Below are 19226 nucleotides of genomic sequence, written 5' to 3'. Positions count from 1 at the left end.
TCATGACGGTGGAACTGGTGTCGGCCGGGCGCGAGCCCACGGCCGCGGGGGACGGAAGCGGGGCCGGAACCGTCGGGGGCGGGGCCGCGCCCGACGCGTTGCCCGTGGTGCCGCGGCAGAGCGGGGCGGCCGGGGACGGGACGGTGGCGGAGGTGTTCGACGCGCATGTGCTGCCCGTCGGGCATGTCGCCGGGTATCCGAAGGCGGACACCGCGGCGGAGGCCGCCGCCGTGCTCGACGTACTGCGGCGGATCGGTGGGCAGCCCGCGCTCCGGTCGGCCGCCGGGCCCGGCACCGTGGACTCCCTCGGCGCGGCCGACGACGAACTCGCGCGCTGGTCGGGGGAGTACGGCGAGCCCGGCCTGCGCCGGCAGAAGGACCGGCCCTCGGCCCTGGTCTGGCTGGGCCACGGGCGCCGGGGCACCATGGGCCCGGTCCTGCTCGTGCCCGGCTCGGCGGAGCGCGGGGACCACGCGCAGCTCACGCCCGACCTGTTCGCCCACCACCTCTACGCCGAGTGGGTCAATCGGCGCGCGGCCGACGGTCATTGGGCGGTCGTGGTGATCGAGGCGTGCAAGTCGTCCGACTTCGCGCATGAGGTGCGCGCACGGTTCGCCCGCTCCGCCGCGGCGGACGACGCCCCCTACTCCATCCTGCTGATCGCGACGGGCAAGGACGCGGCGCAGGCGTACCTCGGGACGTTCCGGGAGACGCTGGAGACCTATCTTGACTCGCTCACCAGTCACGACGTCTTCGAACTCCCTGAACTGCGGCGGCATTTCAAGCAGGCGGGACACTACTGCGAGTTCGGCGGCGAGTCCTGCGAGGAGCTGAAGCTGCTGGTGCGGGACCGGGTGCCCCTGCCGGGGGTCACCACGGTTGCCGAACAGCGGCGCAGGCAGCGGAGGTTCGACGCCACCCCCAGTACGGTGCCCCAGGTGGCCGAGTCGCCGGAGGAGAGGGAGCGCGCCGGTTTCCTGGACGTCGTACCGCATTTCACCGGGCGGGCAGCGGAGCTGGACGAGGTGGTGCGGTGGGGCGCGCGGCCCGGACCGGAGCGGGTGCTGATCGTCCCCGGGGCGCCGGGCGTCGGCAAGTCCGCATTCCTCGGCGAGGCGTTGCGGCGGCTCAGGGAGTCGGGAGTCCGGGTCGGGGCCGTGCTGCGGCTGACCGGGAGCACCGTGGCGGAGGTCCGGGACCGTCTCGAACGGGTGCCGGAGCTGCGGGCGGGCGGGGTGCCGCCGGGGGAGCGGGGGCCGGTTCCCGCCGACTCCGCCGAGCGGATCCTCCTGGTCGCCGACGCGCTCGACGAGGCGCGGGATCCGGTGCCGACGGCCCAGTTGCTGCGCGCGGCGACGGACCACCCCCAGGTGTCGCTGATCATCGGCACCCGCCGCGCGCCCGGCGACGCACGGGATTCCGACGGCGGCCGGATCGATCTGCCGACGGTGCTCGGCTCGCACACCGGGACGGCACGGGTGCTGGAGCTCCTGCCGGATCCGGCCGCGGCCGGCGCCTACGCCGTCGGCGGGGTGCGCAGGGCGCTGCCGGAGGGGACCGGTCCCGCGTGGGCGGACGAGGTGGCCGAAACGGTGCGGGCCGCCGTCGAGCGGCATGTGCGCGAGGGATCCTGGCAGTTCCTCCAGGCGGCGTTGCTCGTGGAGGAGATCGAGCGCGATCCGCGCGTGCTGGCACCGGATCAGGGCGGGCGGCAGGCGCTCCGGGGGCTTCTGGACGAGGACCGTTCCGGGCTGTTCGGGGCCGCCGTGGCGCGCATCGCGGCGGAGCTGCCGATGGCCCTGCCCTTCCTGCGCGCGCTCGCCCTCGGCCACGGCCGGGGGCTGCCCCGCGCGGACGGGGTCTGGCTCCAGGCGGCGGCGGAGCTGGCGGGAGGGGACGGGCCCGCGGCGGACGAGCGCGGACTCACCGAGTTCCTGGGCAAGGCCGCGGCCTATGTGCTGCTGGACGGGGAGGACCGGCGCAGCGTCTACCGGCTGGCCCATCGCACGTATGCCGACCGGCTGGCCGCCGAGGTCACCGGGGAGCAGCGGCTGGCCATGCTCACCGCGCTGCTGGAGCTGGCCGCCGGTCAGGTCGCCGAGGGGCGGCCGCCGAGCCCGCACCTGGAGGGCCGGCTCGCCGAGTACGCGGCGGACTGCGGCACCTCCGGGTGGCGCCGGCTCGCCGAGTACCCGGCCGTCCTGGACCGGCTGCGCATCGCGGCGCTGTGCGGGCTCGCGCTGGCGCCGGGGCGGCGCGGGGGCGGGCCGGTGCCCACCGATCTGCCCATCGAGGTTCTGGGCACGGTCGCCTCGGCCCACCTGATCGAGCGCTCGCACGCCGCCGACCGGCCCGGACTGCGCCAGCTCGGCGGGCTGCGCGCCTGCGGCGAACTGCACGAGGCCGGGACCGGTGGGGCGTGGGAGATCCGCTGGGGCGCGGTGCGCCGTACGCCCCCGCATCTCCAGCTCGACGCGGGCCAGATGGTCACCGCCGTCGCCGCGCGCCCCGACCGGCCGTGGCTGGTGAGCGGCGCCCGGGACGGCTCGGTGACGCTGTGGGAACCCTGGCGGACCCACGCCCCGGTCCTGCTGACGCGCGGCTGCGACAGCCCGGTCACGGCGGTGGCGGCGAGCGGCGCCCCGGGGGCGGCGGGCGCGGGTGTGGTCGTGGCGGCGCACGAGGACCGTACGCTGCGGATCTGGCACCCCGATGCCGGGACCGGTGAGCGGGTGGTGGAGGTGCCCGAGCCGGTGTGGCACCTCGTCGCGCTGCCCGACGGACGGTTCGCCGCGGCCGGGGAGACGGGCTGGGTGGCGCTGCTGGACCCCGGCCCGGTCGCGGCAGGGAACGGCGCGCGGCTGTCGCCCGCGCCGGGCGCCCCCGGCGGCGATGTGGTGGGGCTGGCGGCGGTCACCGGACCCCGGGGGGAGCGGTGGCTGGCGGCGGCCGAGCGGGCGGGGGACCTCACGCTGTGGGATGTGGCCGGGAGCGTGCCGCGCCTGCTGCGCACCATGAGCCTGCGCCGTCAGCTCGCGGCGCTCACCGCGGTGGCGGGCGCGGAGCTGGCGGTGGCCTGTGACGACGGTTCGTTGTGGCGGTGGGTCCCGTCCGGCGAAGGGCCCGGGTCGGTCGAGCGGGCGGAGGTCCCGGGGCCGTTCAGGGCCGGGGGCTCCACGGTGCTCGCCGGGTGGCAGGCGGGGGACTCCGGCTGGACGGTTCTGTGGGGCGACCGGCGGGGCCTGTGGGCCGTGGGGGCGGGCCGGCCCCGCAGGCCGGTCGGCGGCGGGGCGGGCGCCGGGGTCCGTGCGCTCGCGGTGCTGGCGGGCCCCGACGGAGGGCCGGTGGTGGCGGCCGCGGCGGAGCGGGGTCCGGCCATCCACTTCTGGGACCCCTCGGTGCACGCGGCCGACCCGGCGGCGGCCGCCGGGGCGCCGTTCGGCCGGATCACCGGAATGCGCCGGCACGTCACCGCGGACGGGACCGAGGCGTTGGCGCTGTGCCATGAGGTGCGGACACTGGGGGGCACGCAGCGGGTGGCACGGGTCCTGGAGGCGGGCGGCGGCCGGCCGTTGACCGGGGAGGTGGCACGGGCGGAGTGCCGCCCGGGCTGGGACGGCGCCGGAGCCGATCGGCCCGAGGTCGTCGCGCAGGCGCACCGTGGCGACGTCAGCGGTCTGGTCCGGCTGCGCGGCGCGGCGTACCGGGGGATGTGGGCGAGCGCCGACCACGACGGCGACGTCCTGCTCTGGCACACCGACCCGCGGGCCGCCTGGCGCTTCACCCCCGCCCACCGCATCCGGCTCGGCTCCCCCGTGCTGGGGCTGACGGCCCTGTCCGGCGGACGCCTCGCGGCGGCCCTCAGGGACGGCGTGGTCGTCCTGTGCGTGGCGGCAAAGACCCATGAGCGGGGTACCGGCGCGGTCGAGATCTCCAGTCCCGAGGACGACGAAACGGGGGACCAGGATGGATGAGCCATGGGAAGAGCTGGACGTGGAGCTCCAGATCAAGGACCTCTTCACCGGCGAGGGGGCGGTGTACGCGCCGGAGGGCGGCGGATGGGAACTGGTCGGCGGGGTCGAGCACGTCATCGACGGGTGGCTGACCCGGTTCGTGCTGCGCACCCCGCGCGGTGAGGAGCCGCCCCGTGAGGTGTCGCTCTTCCACGGGGTGGACGATCTCGCGGGCGAGCTGTGGGACCACGAGGTCCGGAACCTGCTGCGGTTGCGGATGCTGGGACATCCCGCGTTGCCGGAGATCGTGGACGGCCGGTTCGACAAGACGAACCGCGTGGCCTTCATCATGACCCGCAAGGTCGGGGGACCGCTGGCCGAGGAGGACTGGAGCGACGTACAGGAGTGGGCCGGCAAGTACCCGGTCGTGGCGTTCGAGCAGTTCAGTCTGCTGGTCGACGCCCTCAGCCAGTTGCACGGCACCCGGATCGTGCACCGCAATCTGACCCTGGGCGCGATCAGGCTGGCCATGGAGCCGAAGCGGCCGGAGCGCGCGGCCCTCGCCCTGACCCGGTTCGAACTCAGCGCCCTGCTGAAGAACCTGCTGCACCACGTCGCCGGTCCCGACGACCACCGTTCGCAGGACGTACGGAAGTTGTTCCTCACCCCGCCCGCCGACGTCCCGCGGGCCCGGCACCTCGCCTACCTCGCGCCGGAGACGCATCCGTCGCTCCTCGGCGAGGTGCGGGTGCGCAGGCTCGACCACGGCAGTACCGATGTGTTCGGGCTCGGCGTGCTCGGCTTCGAGTTGTTCCTCGGCGCCGTCACCGAGCTGCTGCCCGAGGAGTGCGCGGCGGTGGAGCGGGCGTCCGAGGAACAGCTCCCGGAAACCCTGGCCGCGCTGCACACGTCGATGCGCCGGGCACTGACCGCGACGACGAGGGCGCCGCGCCGGCTGCGGGACGTGCTGACGGACATGCTCGACCCGTCCCCCAGCGGCCGCATCTCCTCCTTCGACGCGGCGGCCGCGCTGCAACGCCACTGGACGGAGATCACGCTGGGCTTCGCCCCGGCGGAGCAACGCGACCAGAAGCCCCGGCTGCTGGCGTTCATGCCGGAGAAGTCCGTGCAGACGGTGCACGAGAGCCGGGGCTGGACCGACCACCGCCCCGACACCCCCGAGGGCTGCCGGGAACTCCAGTCCTTCCTGGAGGACGAACTGCGCCAGGCCCAGCTGGTGCACAGCCCCAGCGGCGCCCAGGGCTTCGTGCACGGGGACTCCCCGCAGTCCCAGGCCGAGGCGCAGTGGGTCCTTATCGGCAACCAGGCGGTGTGGTTCTGCGCGTTCCACTACGACGAGGCGATCACCGGCCGCGCCAAGAAGATCCACACGGACACGCTGGTCATCAAGTACCTGCTGGACAAGCGGTACGCGGACGACCTGCTGGCCGCCTGGCCCCGGCGCAGCATCGGCAAGGTCGACCTCGTGCCCTTCTGGGTCGGCCAGAGCCTGGACAAGGGCGACGAGCCGCGGCCCTCCTGGGAGGAGCTGACCAAGGCGGTCGTCACCGAGCGCGCCGTGGACCACCAGGGTTCGCAGAAGCTGCTGCGGTCGTACCGGTTCATGCTGGAGTACCAGGGTGTCGCCCTGCGCGCCCGCCAGTACCCCTACGTCCGGGTGCGCACCGAGGAGGGCGACGCGATCGTCCTCACCCAGGACCACGAACGCGACCGCCGCTGGCTGCACGGCGATCCGCTGCTCACCTCCTATGCCCAGCCCCGGCGCAGGCCCCCGCTCGGGGACTTCGCCCGGCAACTGCTCACCGAGAACGAATGGGCGCGGGTCACCCTGGTGGAGGACCGCACCGGCCGGGACGGCCACCCCGCCGACCCCTATTTCGGCCGCACCGCCGTGGAGGCCCGGCTGAAGGGGCGCCTCGACGCGGACTCGGTGCAGATCCAGCCGCTCGGCGGCCGCCAGGTGCCCGAGCGCGGGTGGCTGCGGCCCGACGAGGACCGCGGCACCGAGATCCAGTTGCGCCGCGAGGCCCGGGGACTGGACTCCCTCGCGCACAAGCCGGGCCTGGCCCGCATCCTGGACGCGCCGGAGGCCATCGAGCTGCGCAGCCGGGGCGGTACGAGCCGGGACCAGAGCGAGCTGCGCGGCAAGGGCCAGGCCATCGTCTCCAACATGCTGCGCTTCCACCCCTTCTACGCCCTCCAGGGTCCGCCCGGCACCGGCAAGAGCACGGTGGTCTCCAAGGCCCTGCGGGACTTCCTGGAGATGGAGCACGGAGCCCGGGTCCTGGTGAGCGCCCAGTCGAACGACGCGCTCGACCAGCTCGCCGAGAAGATCCTCAAGGAGCTGCGGCCGCGCATCGAGGACCGCTCCCTGCTCGCACTGCGCGAACTCTCCCGCAGCAGGGAGCGGGAGGACGCCCCGGGCTCCGTACGGAAGCTCACGGCGGAGAACATCGTCAAGGACCTCGTGGACCACATCGTCCGCCGGGTGGAACGGGGCTGCGAGGGGGCGCGCGGCGAGGACGAGAAGCGGCTGATGAAGCGGTGGGCCGACCTCGCGGGCGACACCAGCCTGGAGCTGATCGAGCGGGTGAAGTCCGGCGCCGACATCGTCTTCGCCACCTGCTCCATCGCGGGCACGCTGTCCGACGAGGTCCACGACCCGAGCGACATGTTCGACTGGGTGATCATCGAGGAGGCGGCCAAGGCCTGGCCGACCGAGGTCGTCATGCCGCTGGTGCGGGGCGTGCGCTGGACGCTGGTCGGCGACTACCAGCAGCTCGGCCCGCACCGGGCCCAGGACATGCAGAACTTCCTGGAGGGGCTCGCCGCCCACGAGCACGACCGGATCCAGGCGCACTACGCCAACCAGCACACCTACCTGGACCATCTGCACATGTTCCGGCGCTTCTTCGAGGGCCACGACCCGCGGCGCACGGCCTCCTCGCGGCGGCCGGTCGACGTCCTGGACACCCAGTTCCGTATGCATCCCGACATCGCCAAGCCCTTCGCGCGGGCCTTCTACCGCGACGCGGGCCCGACCGGCACCTTCCTGACCTCGGACCCGTTCATCGACCAGGTCCACGGCCGCACCGAGCCGCCGTACGTGACGGACGCGCCGCTGGTGTGGCTCGACACCTCACGGCACGAACGCTGCCGCGACACCCCCTACTGGGGGAACGACGGCGAGGCGGAGCTGATCGACGACCTCGTGGCCCGGCTCGGGCTCGCCCACCGCACGGATCCCGGGGCGCTCGTCGTCATCACCCCCTACCGCAAACAGGCCGGCATCCTGGAGGCCAAGGGGCTCCGGGGGCGGGTGCACACCGTGCACTCGTTCCAGGGCGGCGAGGCCGAGGTGGTGATCGTCTCCCTGGTGCGCAGCGCCGTGCGCGGCGAGGGCACCCGCGGGAACATCGGGCACACCGCACAGCCCGAGGTGGTCAACGTGATGCTGTCCCGGGCGCGCCAACTGCTCGTCGTCGTAGGGGACCTGGCGCACTTCGAGCAGTACGGCGGCGGCGACTGGGAGACGGTCATCGAGGCGTTCCGGGACAGCGGGGTGATCGTGGACGCGGTCACCGAGGAGATCACCGGCGGACGGCGGGCGGCCGTACCCGCGCAGCGGGACGCCGGCGCCACGGCAGCGGAGGCCCCCGGTGAGTGAGACGACCCTGGTGGCCCTGCCCTGCCGGGTGATCACCCTGCGGGTGGAACTCGGTTCGGAGGCGGGCGCCTCGACCCTGGAGGAACTGGTGCTCGCGGCGGTGGCCGGCGGCCGCACCACCGTCGACTCGCTCGGCGACCTCTTCTCGCTGCCCCGCCGGCTGATGCTGGACGTGGTGCACGCCCTGTGGAGCCGGGGGTTCCTCGCCGTCGACTTCACCTCCCACACCCTGGAGGGCACCCCCGCGGCCGAGGCGGTCCTCGGCGACGGTGACGGCGCGCAGGCGGTCGCCACCACCGTCGAGCCGCGCAAGTTCCTGTTCGACCCGGTGACCGAGACGGTCCTGCCCTACCGGGACGGGAGCGTCCGGGTGCCGCTGGGCGCCCTGGAGATGCCGATGGCCCGGGGCGTCTCGGTGGAGGACCTGCCGCAGACGGAACTGCTGCGCGCCGTCCGCCAGGCCGTCGCCGAGGACCGCCGCAACCGGGGCGTGCGCCGCCGGGTGCTGAACGTGTCCTTCACCAACCCCGTGCTCAGCCCGCCCGAGGCGGCCCGCTGGACCACGGTCGAGGTCGTGGTGAAGAAGGACCCCGGCAGCGGCCAGGTCGCCGCGGTGCCCGTCGAGGCGCCGTCCGGATGGGGGCGCAGGGGCGCCCAGCTCTTCCAGGCGCACATCGCCCATCTGCTGCGCACCCGGCCTCAGAGCGCCTTCGTCAAGAAGCTGCTGAACCGCCAGGTCCCCGAAGTGGTACGGCCCGACACCCTCAGGGAGCTGATCCGCGACCTGGAGCAGCTCGCCGAGGGGCTGGACGCCACCCCCGAACTGCCGGACCTGCCCGGCCGGCACCACGCGCTCATGACCAGGACGGAGCAGCTGCGGGAGCAGATCTCCGAGGCCCGCCGCGCCCGCTGCGGGGCGCAGCGGGTGGCTCCCGGGGCCGGCGTCGGCTATGTCGTCGGCGACCTGATCGACCGCGCCGAACACCAACTGGTGCTGGCCGCGCCCGCCCTCCCCTACGACGGCCTCAACCCGCTGCTGCCCGCCCTGGAGGGCGCCCTCGGACGCGGCGTCACCCTCGTCCTGCTGTGGGGCGAACACCCCACGGCCAAACTCGAAGCCCGCGCCGAGACCGCGCTGTTCGACCTGAAGGCCCGTTACCCGGGCAAGGTGCTGCTGGAGAAGCGCAGCAGCTCCAGCGCGGCATCCCTGCTCATCTGCGACAACCGCGCCGCCTACGTCGGCTCCCGCGGCTTCCTGTCGGCCGAGACCGGCGCCGGGGTGCTGGTGGAACCGTCCGAGGACACCGACGCGCCCCCGCTGTGCGTGGCCGACCTGCTCAGCTGGGTGCGCAGGGTCTACCCCTACTGGGAGACCGCGCGGAGCATCGCCATCGCCCCCGACGACTTCGGCCGCACCGGCCGCGGGCTCCCGGCCGAGCCCGCGCGATGGTGGCAGTGGGAACCCCCGGAGCCGCCGCGGGAGTGGGACGAGGATCCCGTGGGCTTCCAGGTCGGCTGGGCGGCCGCCTGGGGGCGGGTGCTGCGCGAACTCGTGGAGGCGGTGAACGACGTGCACCGGGGCGCCGACCCGGTGGTGCGCGCCGTATGGGACGGCGCCTACACCGAGGCGGCCGGCCGCCTCATCGCGGGCGCGTGCGAACGGCTCGCCGTCACCGACGACCGCGCCGAGCACGAGGCGTGCGACGAGACCCTCGCCCTGCGACTGCGCCGGCTGCGGGACGCCGGCGGCACCGTGCACCTCCAGCATCCCTCGCTGGGCGGCGGCCGGGGCACCGCCGCCGCGTACGAGGCGCTGCTCAAGAGCCTCAAGGCGGGCGGCACCCTGCGCGTCGGCAAGGCCAGGGCACGGGCGGTGCTCAGCGACCACGAGATGGTGACGGGCAGCCATCACCCGGTGGGGCACGGGGCGGCGCATCCGGGACAGGGGCCGGTGGCGCAGGTCGGGCTGCACATCCTGGGGACCGCGTTCACCGCGGACTTCGCGCGGGAGCTGGGCATCCCGGAGTGGTTCGGTCACGCGGCGGACTCCGGGGGCGACCTGCCGGAGTACCACCCCACGACCGGCGTGTTCGACGCCCTCCCGCTGGACGACGATCCGTGGACGGCGCTGGCCCAGCGAGAGCGGGCCGGGCGGGGCGCGGAGGAGCTGCGACGGCATGCGGCGGCGCTGCTGATGGGCGCCGGGGAAGGAACTCCCGGGGACCAGACCGCCGATCCCCGCGGCACCGAGTCCGGCAAATGGTCCCGCTGGCTCCTGGAGGACGCCTGGCGGCGCGGGGCGTTCATGGAGGCGTACCTGCTCACCCCGCTGCTCGGCGGCCACCCGGGCGCACTCTCCGTCGAACTGGCCGCCGTCGCCCTGCCGTTGGAGCACGGACCGTTCGGCGAACAGCTCTACTACAGCACCCTCGCGCTGGAGACGGCCCCGCCCGGGCAGCGCACGGTCGCGCTCGCGGGCGCCGTCGCCGAGATGCTGCTGCACGGCGGCGACACGGGACGGATCGCCTGCCGGCACCTGACGGAGGGGCCGCCCGCCGAGGGGCTGCCGGCGGCCTGGCTGGAGCTGGCCCGCGCCGCCCGCGCCTGCTTCGAGGAGGCGCCGGCGCCGCTCCCCTTGCACGACGTGGACGAATGGGCGGCCGGCCAGGAGCGGTCGGCACGCACCGACGAGCGCTGGGCCCGGCTCGCCGCCGAGGTGGACGACTTCGAACAGGCCAAGAACCACTTCAGCTTCACGGACGGCCAGAAGCTCCACCGCGCCCTGTTCCGGCCGGACGGCCTCCTCACCGAGGTCCGCGAGATGGCCCTCGACCCCCGGCCGGCCGAGCGCTGGGCCCCGGTGGTCGAGCGGCTGCCGCAGGGGGAGCACGAGATCCGCAACCAGATCGACCGGATGTCCGCGGACCTCGGCCTGCACAAGATCGAGTGGAGCAACCACTTCGCCTACGCCCGCCGCCTCGCCGAGTTCATCGCCGAGGCCAGGGCCCTCGTCGCCCGCTCCGCGGAGGGCGGCCAGGGCCCGGCCGCGCCCCGGCTGACCCCCGCCCAGCGGCGGTTCGCCCTGCACCTGGACCGGCTGTGGCACCAACTGGTCAAGGACGCGGACGAGTTGGGCGAACCAGCCTGCCATCCGGCCAAGGCCCTGCTGGAGGCGCTGTCCGCGCTGCCGAAGGCCGGGAAGGAGAACGCATGAGCGCGCCGAGCCATGACAGCCAGGTACGGAACCACCTGGACGGCGCCCGGCACCTGCTCGGAACCTGGCCCGGCCGGTTCCGCTACCCCGAGGTGCTGGCCCTGCTGGCGCGCCGGCAGTCGTCGTACGGCCCCGAGGACGCCGTCGAGCTGGCCCGCGCGGTCCTCGCCCGGCTCGGCGGCCGCCCGGTGCGCGTCGTCTGCGAGGAGCTGCTGGAGCGCGGCGAGTTCGACGCCGCCGAATATCTGCTCGCCGGGTGCGGCGACCTGCGCCCGTACGACGCGGAGCGGCTGGCCCGGCGCCTGGAGAGCCTGCGGGTGAAGGCCGCGGAGCTGGTGCGGCAGCGGCTCGACGCCCTCGGCAGGCGGGCCGAGGGCGCGGGAGTGGCCTGGCGGGACGACCCCGCCGAGACCGAGGAACTGGTGGAGCAGGCGCGCTCGGGGCGGCCCCGGGTCATGGCACGCCTGGACGCGCTGGCGGACGACCTCGAACGGCGCATCGCGGACGCCGCCCGCGAGCTGGCCGCCCGGCTCCCTCCGCCGGCCCGCGCGGGCGCGGAGGACCAGGCCGTCGCGCGCATCCGGGCCCTGCTCGACGCCGGTGAACTCGTGGCCGCAGCCGCTTTGTTGAACCGTGAGCCGCCCGGCGCCCCCATCCCCGAGGGGATGACCGCGCCGCCGGTATGGAAGCCGGAGTGGGACCCGCGCCAGTTCCTCGACTACCACCTCAACCCCGGCCGGCTGCGGCCCCCGGCGTTCGTCGACTGGCGGGCGGCCGACCGCGGCGCACGGGAGCTGCTGGAGGCGTACGGCAGGCTGGAGCTCGACCTGTCCGCCGAGGCGGCCGTAGGCTTCGCCCGCGCGCTGTGCCGCTTCCTCGGCGCGCCGCCCGGCCCGATGACGGCCACGCCGGTCGAGAACAGTTCCTTCCATCTCGCCTTCCTCGACGGCCTGTTCACCGGTTCGGCCTTGTCCCGGCTGCACCCCACCGGCCGCGTCGACCTGTACGTCGGCGGCCCCGGTGCCATCGGCCTGCCGGACACCGGCGAGGACGAGCGGCCCTGCGTGGCGGTCGGCCCCCGGGTAGAACCGTCCGGCTACACCGACCGGCGGCCCACCGCGGTCCTGACCCTGCGGGACCTGCTGCGCCTGGTCGTCCTGACCGACGTACCGGACCGGGCCGCGGCCCTGCTCGGCATCCTCGCCCCGCAGTGGCCGGTCTCGGCGCTGGCCGGGCACAGCGGTCCCGAGCTGGGCCGGATCCTGGGCGGCGAGGCCGACGTGGCCTGGCGCACCCTGCGCTGGATCAGCCGGCTCTCGCTGGGCTGCGGCCCGGCGGCCGTACAGGCCATGGAGCACTGCACCGGCATGGACCCGCATCTGCTGCTGGTGATGCTGCGGTACGCGCAGGACCCCGTCGACGGCGCGGACCCCGTCCGGCGCTGGGCGGCGGCCGAGGGCGGCTGGCAGCAGGACGAGGAGCTGACCCATGCGCTGCGGGAAGAGCTGACGGCCCGCTGCGGACCGCCCGTCGCCGAGGCGGCCTGGTGGGCGGCGCTGGCGGCGAGCGACGCCGTCGGCGGGCACCTCGGCCGGGAGGACGCGGCGGACATGGCCGAGGCGTGCGGCGCCGAGCCCTGGGTCCGGGAGCGGATCCTGACCGCCGTCGACGACCTGGCGCGCCGGGGACTGCTGACCGCGGCGCCGGACGGCGGCGGCCTGCGGATCCCCCTCAGCGGGGTCGTCCGGGCGCTGCGCGCCGAGGCCGAGCAGCAGCTCACCGCGCTGCTCGGCAGACTCGCCGTGGAACGGGAGGAGCGGGGCGACGGCCCCAAGGCCTGGCACCTCAACCGCTACGCGACCGTGCCGCTGTACGCCCGCCTGCGGGAAACCCCGGATGCCTACGAGGAGTTGGCGGAGGAGGCCCGACGCCGTCTGGCCGAGGAGGACTTCGAGGCGACCGGCGGCCCGGACGCGGAACCGGCCGCGCTGCTCGCCTCGCTGCAACCCGAGTTCGAGGAGGCGCACCCGCACGCGCGCCTGGATGTGCGCTGCCCGCCCGGGCTGCGGGTGGCGGTGCCCGAGCCCGTGCTGCGCGCCGTCCTCTACGAGGTGATGGACAACGCGGCCGAGGCCCTCGCCGGGCAGGACGGGCTGCTCCAGATCCTGGTGGAGCGCGAGAGCCCCGAGGTGCTGCTCGTGCTGCGCGACAGCGGCCCCGGCCTGCCCGAGAAGGCCCGGTCCAGGCCCGCGCGGATCTTCGGCCCCACCTGGACCACCCGGGGCGAGGGCCGGGGCCGGGGCCTGTACCGGGTACGCCGCTTCCTCCAGTCCTGCGCCACGGACGACGTCTCCGCCGACATCGAGGTGCTCGCCTCCGAGAACCGTGCGCTGACCGGGGCGGCGTTCCAGTTGGTGCTGCCGGAACAGGAGGACTGACCGGGTCCGGCGCGCTCGTGTGTCCCGTGTGCCCGGTGGGGACAGGGATGCGATGGTGGAAACAGGGCAGGTGGCCGGGTGGCGGGGGCGGAGAGGAGAACGATGGACTGGCGCACGTTCGCCGAGCGGATGGCCGGGCTGGCGCGGGATCTGCTGGCGCAGGACACGGTCACCGACACCCTGGAGCGGATCACCCGCTCCGCCACCGAACTCGTCCCCGGATGTGACGCGGCCGGCATCCTCATCCTGCACGCCAAAGGGGTGCGCACCCTCGCACCGACCGACCAGGTGGTGACCGACAGCGACCTGCTCCAGGAACGCCTCCAGCAGGGCCCCTGCTACGACGTCGCCCGCCGGGTGAGCGAGGACCGGGTGTTCCGGATCGCCGACTTCCGCGAGGACAACGAGGGCTGGCCCGATTACGTGCGCGAGGCCCGCGAGCTGGGCCTCGGCAGCATGATGGGCTTCCTGCTCTACACCGAGGACGAGGACCTCGGCGCGCTGAACCTCTACTCCCGCAGCCCCGGCGTCTTCACCGAGGCCGGGGAGACGGCCGGCTGGCTGCTCGCCTCGCACGCCGCCGTCGCCTTCTCCAGCGCCCGCACCCACTCCCAGCTGGAACAGGCCGTCGAGACCCGGCACGTCATCGGCGAGGCCATGGGCATCCTCATGGGCAGCGGCGACCTCACCGAGGACCAGGCCTTCGACGTGCTGCGCCGCTACTCCCAGGACAACAACGTCAAGCTCCGGGAGGTGGCGCGGCGGGTCTGCGAACGGGGCGGGCTCTGAGGGTTCAGGACCGGCCGCTGCCCCCCTCGAACGCCGCCAGGATCCGTTCCGCCGCCAGCGTCGCCGTCAGCTTCCCCTCCCTGACCCGCCGTTCCAGCTCCGGCGCCGCCTGTCGCACCGCCGGGTCGGCGTGCAGCCGGCCGAGGAGTTCGTCGCGGACCATCGCCCAGGTCCAGTCGACCTGCTGGTCCCGCCGCTTGGCGGTGAGCCGCCCGGTGGAGTCCAGCAGCGTCCGGTGCTGCTCCAGCCGCTCCCACACGGTGCCCAGGCCCGTGGACTCGCGCGCGCTGCAGTGCAGCACCGGCGGGGTCCAGAACGCGTCCTTGCCGTGCATCAGCCGCAGCGCGCCCGCCAGTTCCCGGGCCGCGGCCCGCGCGTCCCGCTCGTGCGGACCGTCCGCCTTGTTGACGGCGATCACGTCGGCCAGCTCCAGGACGCCCTTCTTGATGCCCTGCAACTGGTCGCCGGTGCGGGCCAGGGTGAGCAGCAGGAAGGTGTCGACCATGTCGGCGACCGCGGTCTCCGACTGCCCGACGCCGACGGTCTCCACGAGGATCACGTCGTAGCCCGCCGCCTCCATCACCACCATCGACTCCCGGGTGGCCTTCGCGACCCCGCCCAGCGTGCCCGCGCTGGGGGAGGGGCGCACGAAGGCCGCCGGGTCGACCGACAGCCGTTCCATCCGCGTCTTGTCGCCGAGGATGGAACCGCCGGTGCGGGTCGAGGAGGGGTCGACGGCGAGGACGGCGACCCGGTGGCCCAGCGAGGTCAGCATGGTGCCGAACGCGTCGATGAACGTCGACTTGCCGACCCCCGGCACCCCGCTGATGCCGATCCGCCGGGCCCGGCCGCTGTGCGGCAGCAGCCGGGTCAGCAACTCCTGGGCCAGCACCCGGTGCTGGGGCCGGGTGGACTCGACGAGCGTGATGGCGCGGGCCACCAGGGCCCGCTTCCCGTCGAGGACACCCTTCACGTACGTGTCGAGGTCGATCGGGGCCATCGCGGCCCTACAGCTCGTGGCCGAGGTCGGCCGAAAGACGCTGGACCAGGTCGTACGCCGCGTCCGGGATCACCGTCCCGGGCGGGAACACGGCCGTGGCGCCCATCTCCAGGAGCGTGGGCACGTCCTGCGGCGGGATGACCCCGCCGACCACGATCATGATGTCCTCGCGGCCCTCCTCCGCCAGCTTCTCGCGCAGCGCCGGGACGAGCGTGAGGTGACCGGCGGCCAGCGAGGACACGCCGACCACGTGCACGTCCGCCTCGACCGCCTGCCGGGCGACCTCGTCCGGCGTCTGGAACAGCGGGCCGACGTCGACGTCGAAGCCGAGGTCGGCGAACGCGGTCGCGATCACCTTCTGGCCGCGGTCGTGGCCGTCCTGGCCCATCTTGGCGACCAGGATGCGCGGCCGGCGCCCCTCGGCCTCCTCGAAGGCGTCCACCAGGGCACGGGTGCGGTCCACGGACGGGGACTCGCCTGCTTCGTTGCGGTACACGCCGGAGATCGTACGGATCTGGCCGGCGTGCCGGCCGTACACCTTCTCCAGGGCGTCGGAGATCTCGCCGACGGTCGCCTTGGCGCGGGCCGCGCGCACGGCCAGCTCCAGCAGGTTCTCGGTGCCCTCGGCGGCCCGGGTGAGCGCGTCCAGGGCGTCCCGGCAGGCCTGCTCGTCGCGCTCCGCCCGCAGCCGGCGCAGCTTCTCGATCTGCTGGGCGCGCACCGAGGAGTTGTCGACCTTGAGCACGTCGATCTGCTCGTCGCTGTCGACGCGGTACTTGTTGACGCCGATCACCGGCTGGCGCCCGGAGTCGATGCGGGCCTGGATGCGGGCCGCCGCCTCCTCCACGCGCAGCTTGGGGATGCCGGCGTCGATGGCCTGCGCCATGCCGCCCGCCTGCTCCACCTCCTGGATGTGCGCCCAGGCCCGGCGTGCGAGGTCGTACGTCAGCCGCTCCACATAGGCGCTGCCGCCCCACGGGTCGATGACCCGGGTGGTGCCCGACTCCTGTTGGATGAGCAACTGGGTGTTGCGGGCGATGCGCGCCGAGAAGTCGGTGGGCAGCGCGAGCGCCTCGTCCAGGGCGTTGGTGTGCAGCGACTGGGTGTGCCCCTGGGTCGCGGCCATCGCCTCCACACAGGTGCGCGTGACGTTGTTGAACACGTCCTGCGCGGTCAGCGACCAGCCCGACGTCTGCGAATGGGTGCGCAGCGAAAGGGACTTGGCGTTCTGCGGCTCGAACTGCGCGACCAGCTTGGCCCACAGCAGCCGGGCCGCCCTGAGCTTCGCGACCTCCATGAAGAAGTTCATGCCGATTGCCCAGAAGAACGACAGGCGCGGCGCGAACGCGTCCACGTCCAGGCCGGCTTCGCGCCCCGCGCGGATGTACTCCACGCCGTCGGCGAGCGTGTAGGCCAGCTCCAGGTCGGCCGTCGCACCGGCCTCCTGGATGTGATAGCCGGAGATCGAGATGGAGTTGTAGCGCGGCATCCGCTGCGAGGTGTACGCGAAGATGTCGGAGATGATCCGCATCGACGGCTTCGGCGGATAGATGTAGGTGTTGCGGACCATGAACTCCTTGAGGATGTCGTTCTGGATGGTCCCGGCCAGCTTCTCGGGCGGTACGCCCTGCTCCTCCGCCGCCACGATGTACAGCGCCAGCACCGGCAGCACGGCGCCGTTCATCGTCATCGACACCGTCATCCGGTCGAGGGGGATCCCGTCGAACAGCTGGCGCATGTCGTAGATGGAGTCGATCGCCACGCCCGCCATGCCGACGTCGCCCGTCACCCGCGGGTGGTCGCTGTCGTAACCGCGGTGCGTGGGCAGGTCGAAGGCGACCGACAGGCCCTTCTGGCCCGCCGCCAGGTTGCGCCGGTAGAAGGCGTTGGACTCCTCGGCGGTGGAGAAGCCCGCGTACTGGCGGATCGTCCAGGGCTGGTTGACGTACATCGTCGGGTAGGGGCCGCGCAGGTACGGCGCCATGCCCGGGTAGGTGCCCAGGAAGTCCAGGCCCTCCAGGTCACGCCCGGTGTACAGCGGCTTGACCCCGATGCCCTCCGGGGTCTCCCACAGCGGCTCGGTGCCGCCGGTGGCCCGCTTGACGGCCGCCTGCCACTCCTCGGCGCTGCCGCCGGCCACCGGGGTCCCCAGCTCGATGCCGGAGAAGTCGGGGATTCCCATCAGGACACTCCCATGCGGTCGAGAGTCGCGGACAGCACATCGACGGCGTCGCAGCCCGCGAAGACGTACGAGTCGACGCCGGCGTACTCGCCCCGGCCCGCCAGGAGCACCTGCCGGGCACCGGCCGCGCGCAGCGACTCGGCGGCCCGCGCGGCCTGTTCGGCGTACGTCGCGTCGCTGGAGCACAGCACGGCCTCGGTGGCGCCGCTGTCCTCGAAGGTTCCGCCGGTCACCGGCTCGATGCCGCCGGCCTGGAACAGGTTGGCGGCGAAGGACGCCCGCGCGGTGTACTCGGCGGCCGAGCCGAGCGTGGCGAGGAAGATCCGCGGGCGGGCGCCGGTCGCCGCGAGATGGGCGTCGGAGCGGGCCCGCAGCTCCTCGAATGCCTCGTCCCGGCGCACCCGGGGCAGCCCGCCGGACGGCGGCTCGGGCGCGGCCTCGCGCGTCACCGGCTTCTCGTCCAGCAGCGGGAACTCGCTGACGCCGGTGATGGGTTCGCGCCGCTTGGCGAGCTTCTTGGAGCGCTCCGCCCAGGTCGTCGCGAGGTCGGTGCGCAGCCGTCCGGAGCGCAGCACGGCCGCCTGGCCGCCGTCGCGCTCGATGGTCCGGAAGAACTCCCAGGCGGCCTGGGCGAGTTCGTCGGTCAGCCGCTCCACGTACCAGGAGCCGCCCGCCGGGTCGATGACGCGCGCGAGGTAGGACTCCTCGATCAGGATGGTGGAGGTGTTGCGGGCGATGCGCCGGGCGAACGCGTCCGGCAGGCCGAGCGCGTGGTCGAACGGCAGCACCGTCACGGAGTCGGCGCCGCCCACCCCGGCGGCGAGCGTCGCGACCGTGGTGCGCAGCATGTTCACCCACGGGTCGCGGCGGGACATCATCACCGGCGACGTCACCGCGTGCTGCGTCTGGGCCCCGGGCGCGCCGCTGACCTCCGCGACCCGCGCCCACAGCCGGTGCGCCGCGCGCAGCTTGGCGATGGTCAGGAACTGGTCGGCGGTGGCCGCGTAGCGGAACTCAAGCTGTTCGGCGGCCTGTTCGACGGAGAGCCCCGCCTCGGTCAGCGCGCGCAGATAGGCCACGCCGGTGGCGAGCGAGGCGCCCAGCTCCTGCGCGGCCGAGCCGCCGGCCTCGTGGTACGGCAGCGCGTCCACGGTCAGCGCGCGCAGGCCCGGGTGGGACCCGGCGCAGCGCGCGGCCAGCTCGGCGTACGGCGCGAAGTCCTGCGCGGTGCCGGTGCGGGCCTCGTACCCGAGCGGGTCGCCGCCCAGGTTGCCGCGCACGGCCTTGGCGTCGACGCCCTGCTCCGCGGCGATCCGCAGCAGCGCCTCGGCGGCCCCCGGGGTGTCCCGTCCGGCGTCCAGGACGACCGGCGCGAGGTCCAGGTAGACGCCCTCCAGGGCCCGGCCCAGCTCGGCGACCGGGATGCCGCCCTCGCCCAGCGCCAGCCACAGCGAGGTGCCGCCGTTCTCCAGATCGGCGAGTACGGCGCCGTCGGCGAGCGTCGTGTGCCGCTGGCGTACGTCCCAGCCGCCCGTGACCCCGCCCTCGGGGCGCGCGCCCCGCACGTAGGGGGCGAAGCCCGGCAGGCCGGGGTCGGGTGCGGTGTCGCGCGGGGTGTACAGGGGACGGGTGCGCAGCCCGTCCTCCAGCGTCGTGGACAGAGCGTCCTCAGCTGCCGTGCCCGAGACTTCCTTGCCCGACTTGCGCAGCACACCCTCGACCAGGCGTTGCCACTGCTCGTGTGTCGCGTCAGGGAACTCGGCGGCCAGTGGGAGCCCGTCGTCAGGCAGGACCGTCATGGCTCGGATGCTAGGCCAGTGGGCTCAGCCGAGTGCAGAGCAAACGCTTGTGAGTTTTCTCCCCTTGCGGCTGTGACCCGCGCCGCTTCCCCGGGTGATTTTCCGGGTACGGCGGTGCGGCCCGGCCCCGATGACGGCCGGGCCGCAGGGGCGGGCGGGGCGC

General features: G+C 74.3%; 8 protein-coding genes. 5 read left to right on the top strand and 3 right to left on the bottom strand.

Annotated elements, in window-relative coordinates; genetic code table 11:
• Positions 1-2 precede the first annotated feature (2 nt).
• The 5 genes from AB0927_RS15255 (at position 3) to AB0927_RS15235 (ending at position 14082) form a co-directional block, all read left to right on the top strand.
• Positions 3-3974, top strand: a complete 3972-nt coding sequence (locus tag AB0927_RS15255) for a hypothetical protein (protein ID WP_366668044.1) — start codon at positions 3-5, stop codon at positions 3972-3974.
• Positions 3967-7641: an AAA domain-containing protein gene (locus AB0927_RS15250; protein ID WP_366668043.1), complete on the top strand. Its 3675-nt coding sequence runs from the start codon at positions 3967-3969 to the stop codon at positions 7639-7641. The genes AB0927_RS15255 and AB0927_RS15250 overlap by 8 nt, the downstream gene beginning before the upstream one ends.
• Positions 7634-10855, top strand: a complete 3222-nt coding sequence (locus AB0927_RS15245) for a hypothetical protein (protein WP_366668042.1) — start codon at positions 7634-7636, stop codon at positions 10853-10855. Before AB0927_RS15250 ends, AB0927_RS15245 begins: the two co-directional genes overlap by 8 nt.
• Positions 10852-13293, top strand: a complete 2442-nt coding sequence (locus AB0927_RS15240; RefSeq protein ID WP_366668041.1) for an ATP-binding protein — start codon at positions 10852-10854, stop codon at positions 13291-13293. Before AB0927_RS15245 ends, AB0927_RS15240 begins: the two co-directional genes overlap by 4 nt.
• Before the next feature lie 102 nt (positions 13294-13395).
• Positions 13396-14082 carry a GAF and ANTAR domain-containing protein gene (locus AB0927_RS15235; RefSeq protein WP_366668040.1) on the top strand — a complete coding sequence of 229 codons (687 nt, stop codon included), beginning with the start codon at positions 13396-13398 and terminating at the stop codon, positions 14080-14082.
• A 4-nt stretch (positions 14083-14086) separates the two neighbouring features.
• On the opposite strand, the gene meaB is transcribed toward AB0927_RS15235, so the two are convergent.
• From meaB to AB0927_RS15220, 3 genes are read right to left on the bottom strand one after another with little or no spacing between them, the layout of a single operon-like run.
• Positions 14087-15082: a methylmalonyl Co-A mutase-associated GTPase MeaB gene (meaB, locus tag AB0927_RS15230; RefSeq protein ID WP_366668039.1), complete on the bottom strand. Its 996-nt coding sequence runs from the start codon at positions 15080-15082 to the stop codon at positions 14087-14089.
• A gap of 7 nt (positions 15083-15089) precedes the next feature.
• A complete protein-coding gene (scpA, locus tag AB0927_RS15225) occupies positions 15090-17264 on the bottom strand; it encodes a methylmalonyl-CoA mutase (protein ID WP_366668038.1) in 2175 nt (724 codons plus the stop codon).
• Positions 17264-19063: a methylmalonyl-CoA mutase family protein gene (locus AB0927_RS15220; protein WP_366668037.1), complete on the bottom strand. Its 1800-nt coding sequence runs from the start codon at positions 19061-19063 to the stop codon at positions 17264-17266. Before AB0927_RS15220 ends, scpA begins: the two co-directional genes overlap by 1 nt.
• Positions 19064-19226: the final 163 nt, after the last annotated feature.

This window comes from Streptomyces sp. NPDC048106, from assembly GCF_040706415.1.
Classification (GTDB): Bacteria; Actinomycetota; Actinomycetes; order Streptomycetales; family Streptomycetaceae; genus Streptomyces.
Note: the sequence above shows the minus strand (reverse complement) of the source record. Positions and strands in the feature narration are given on the sequence as shown.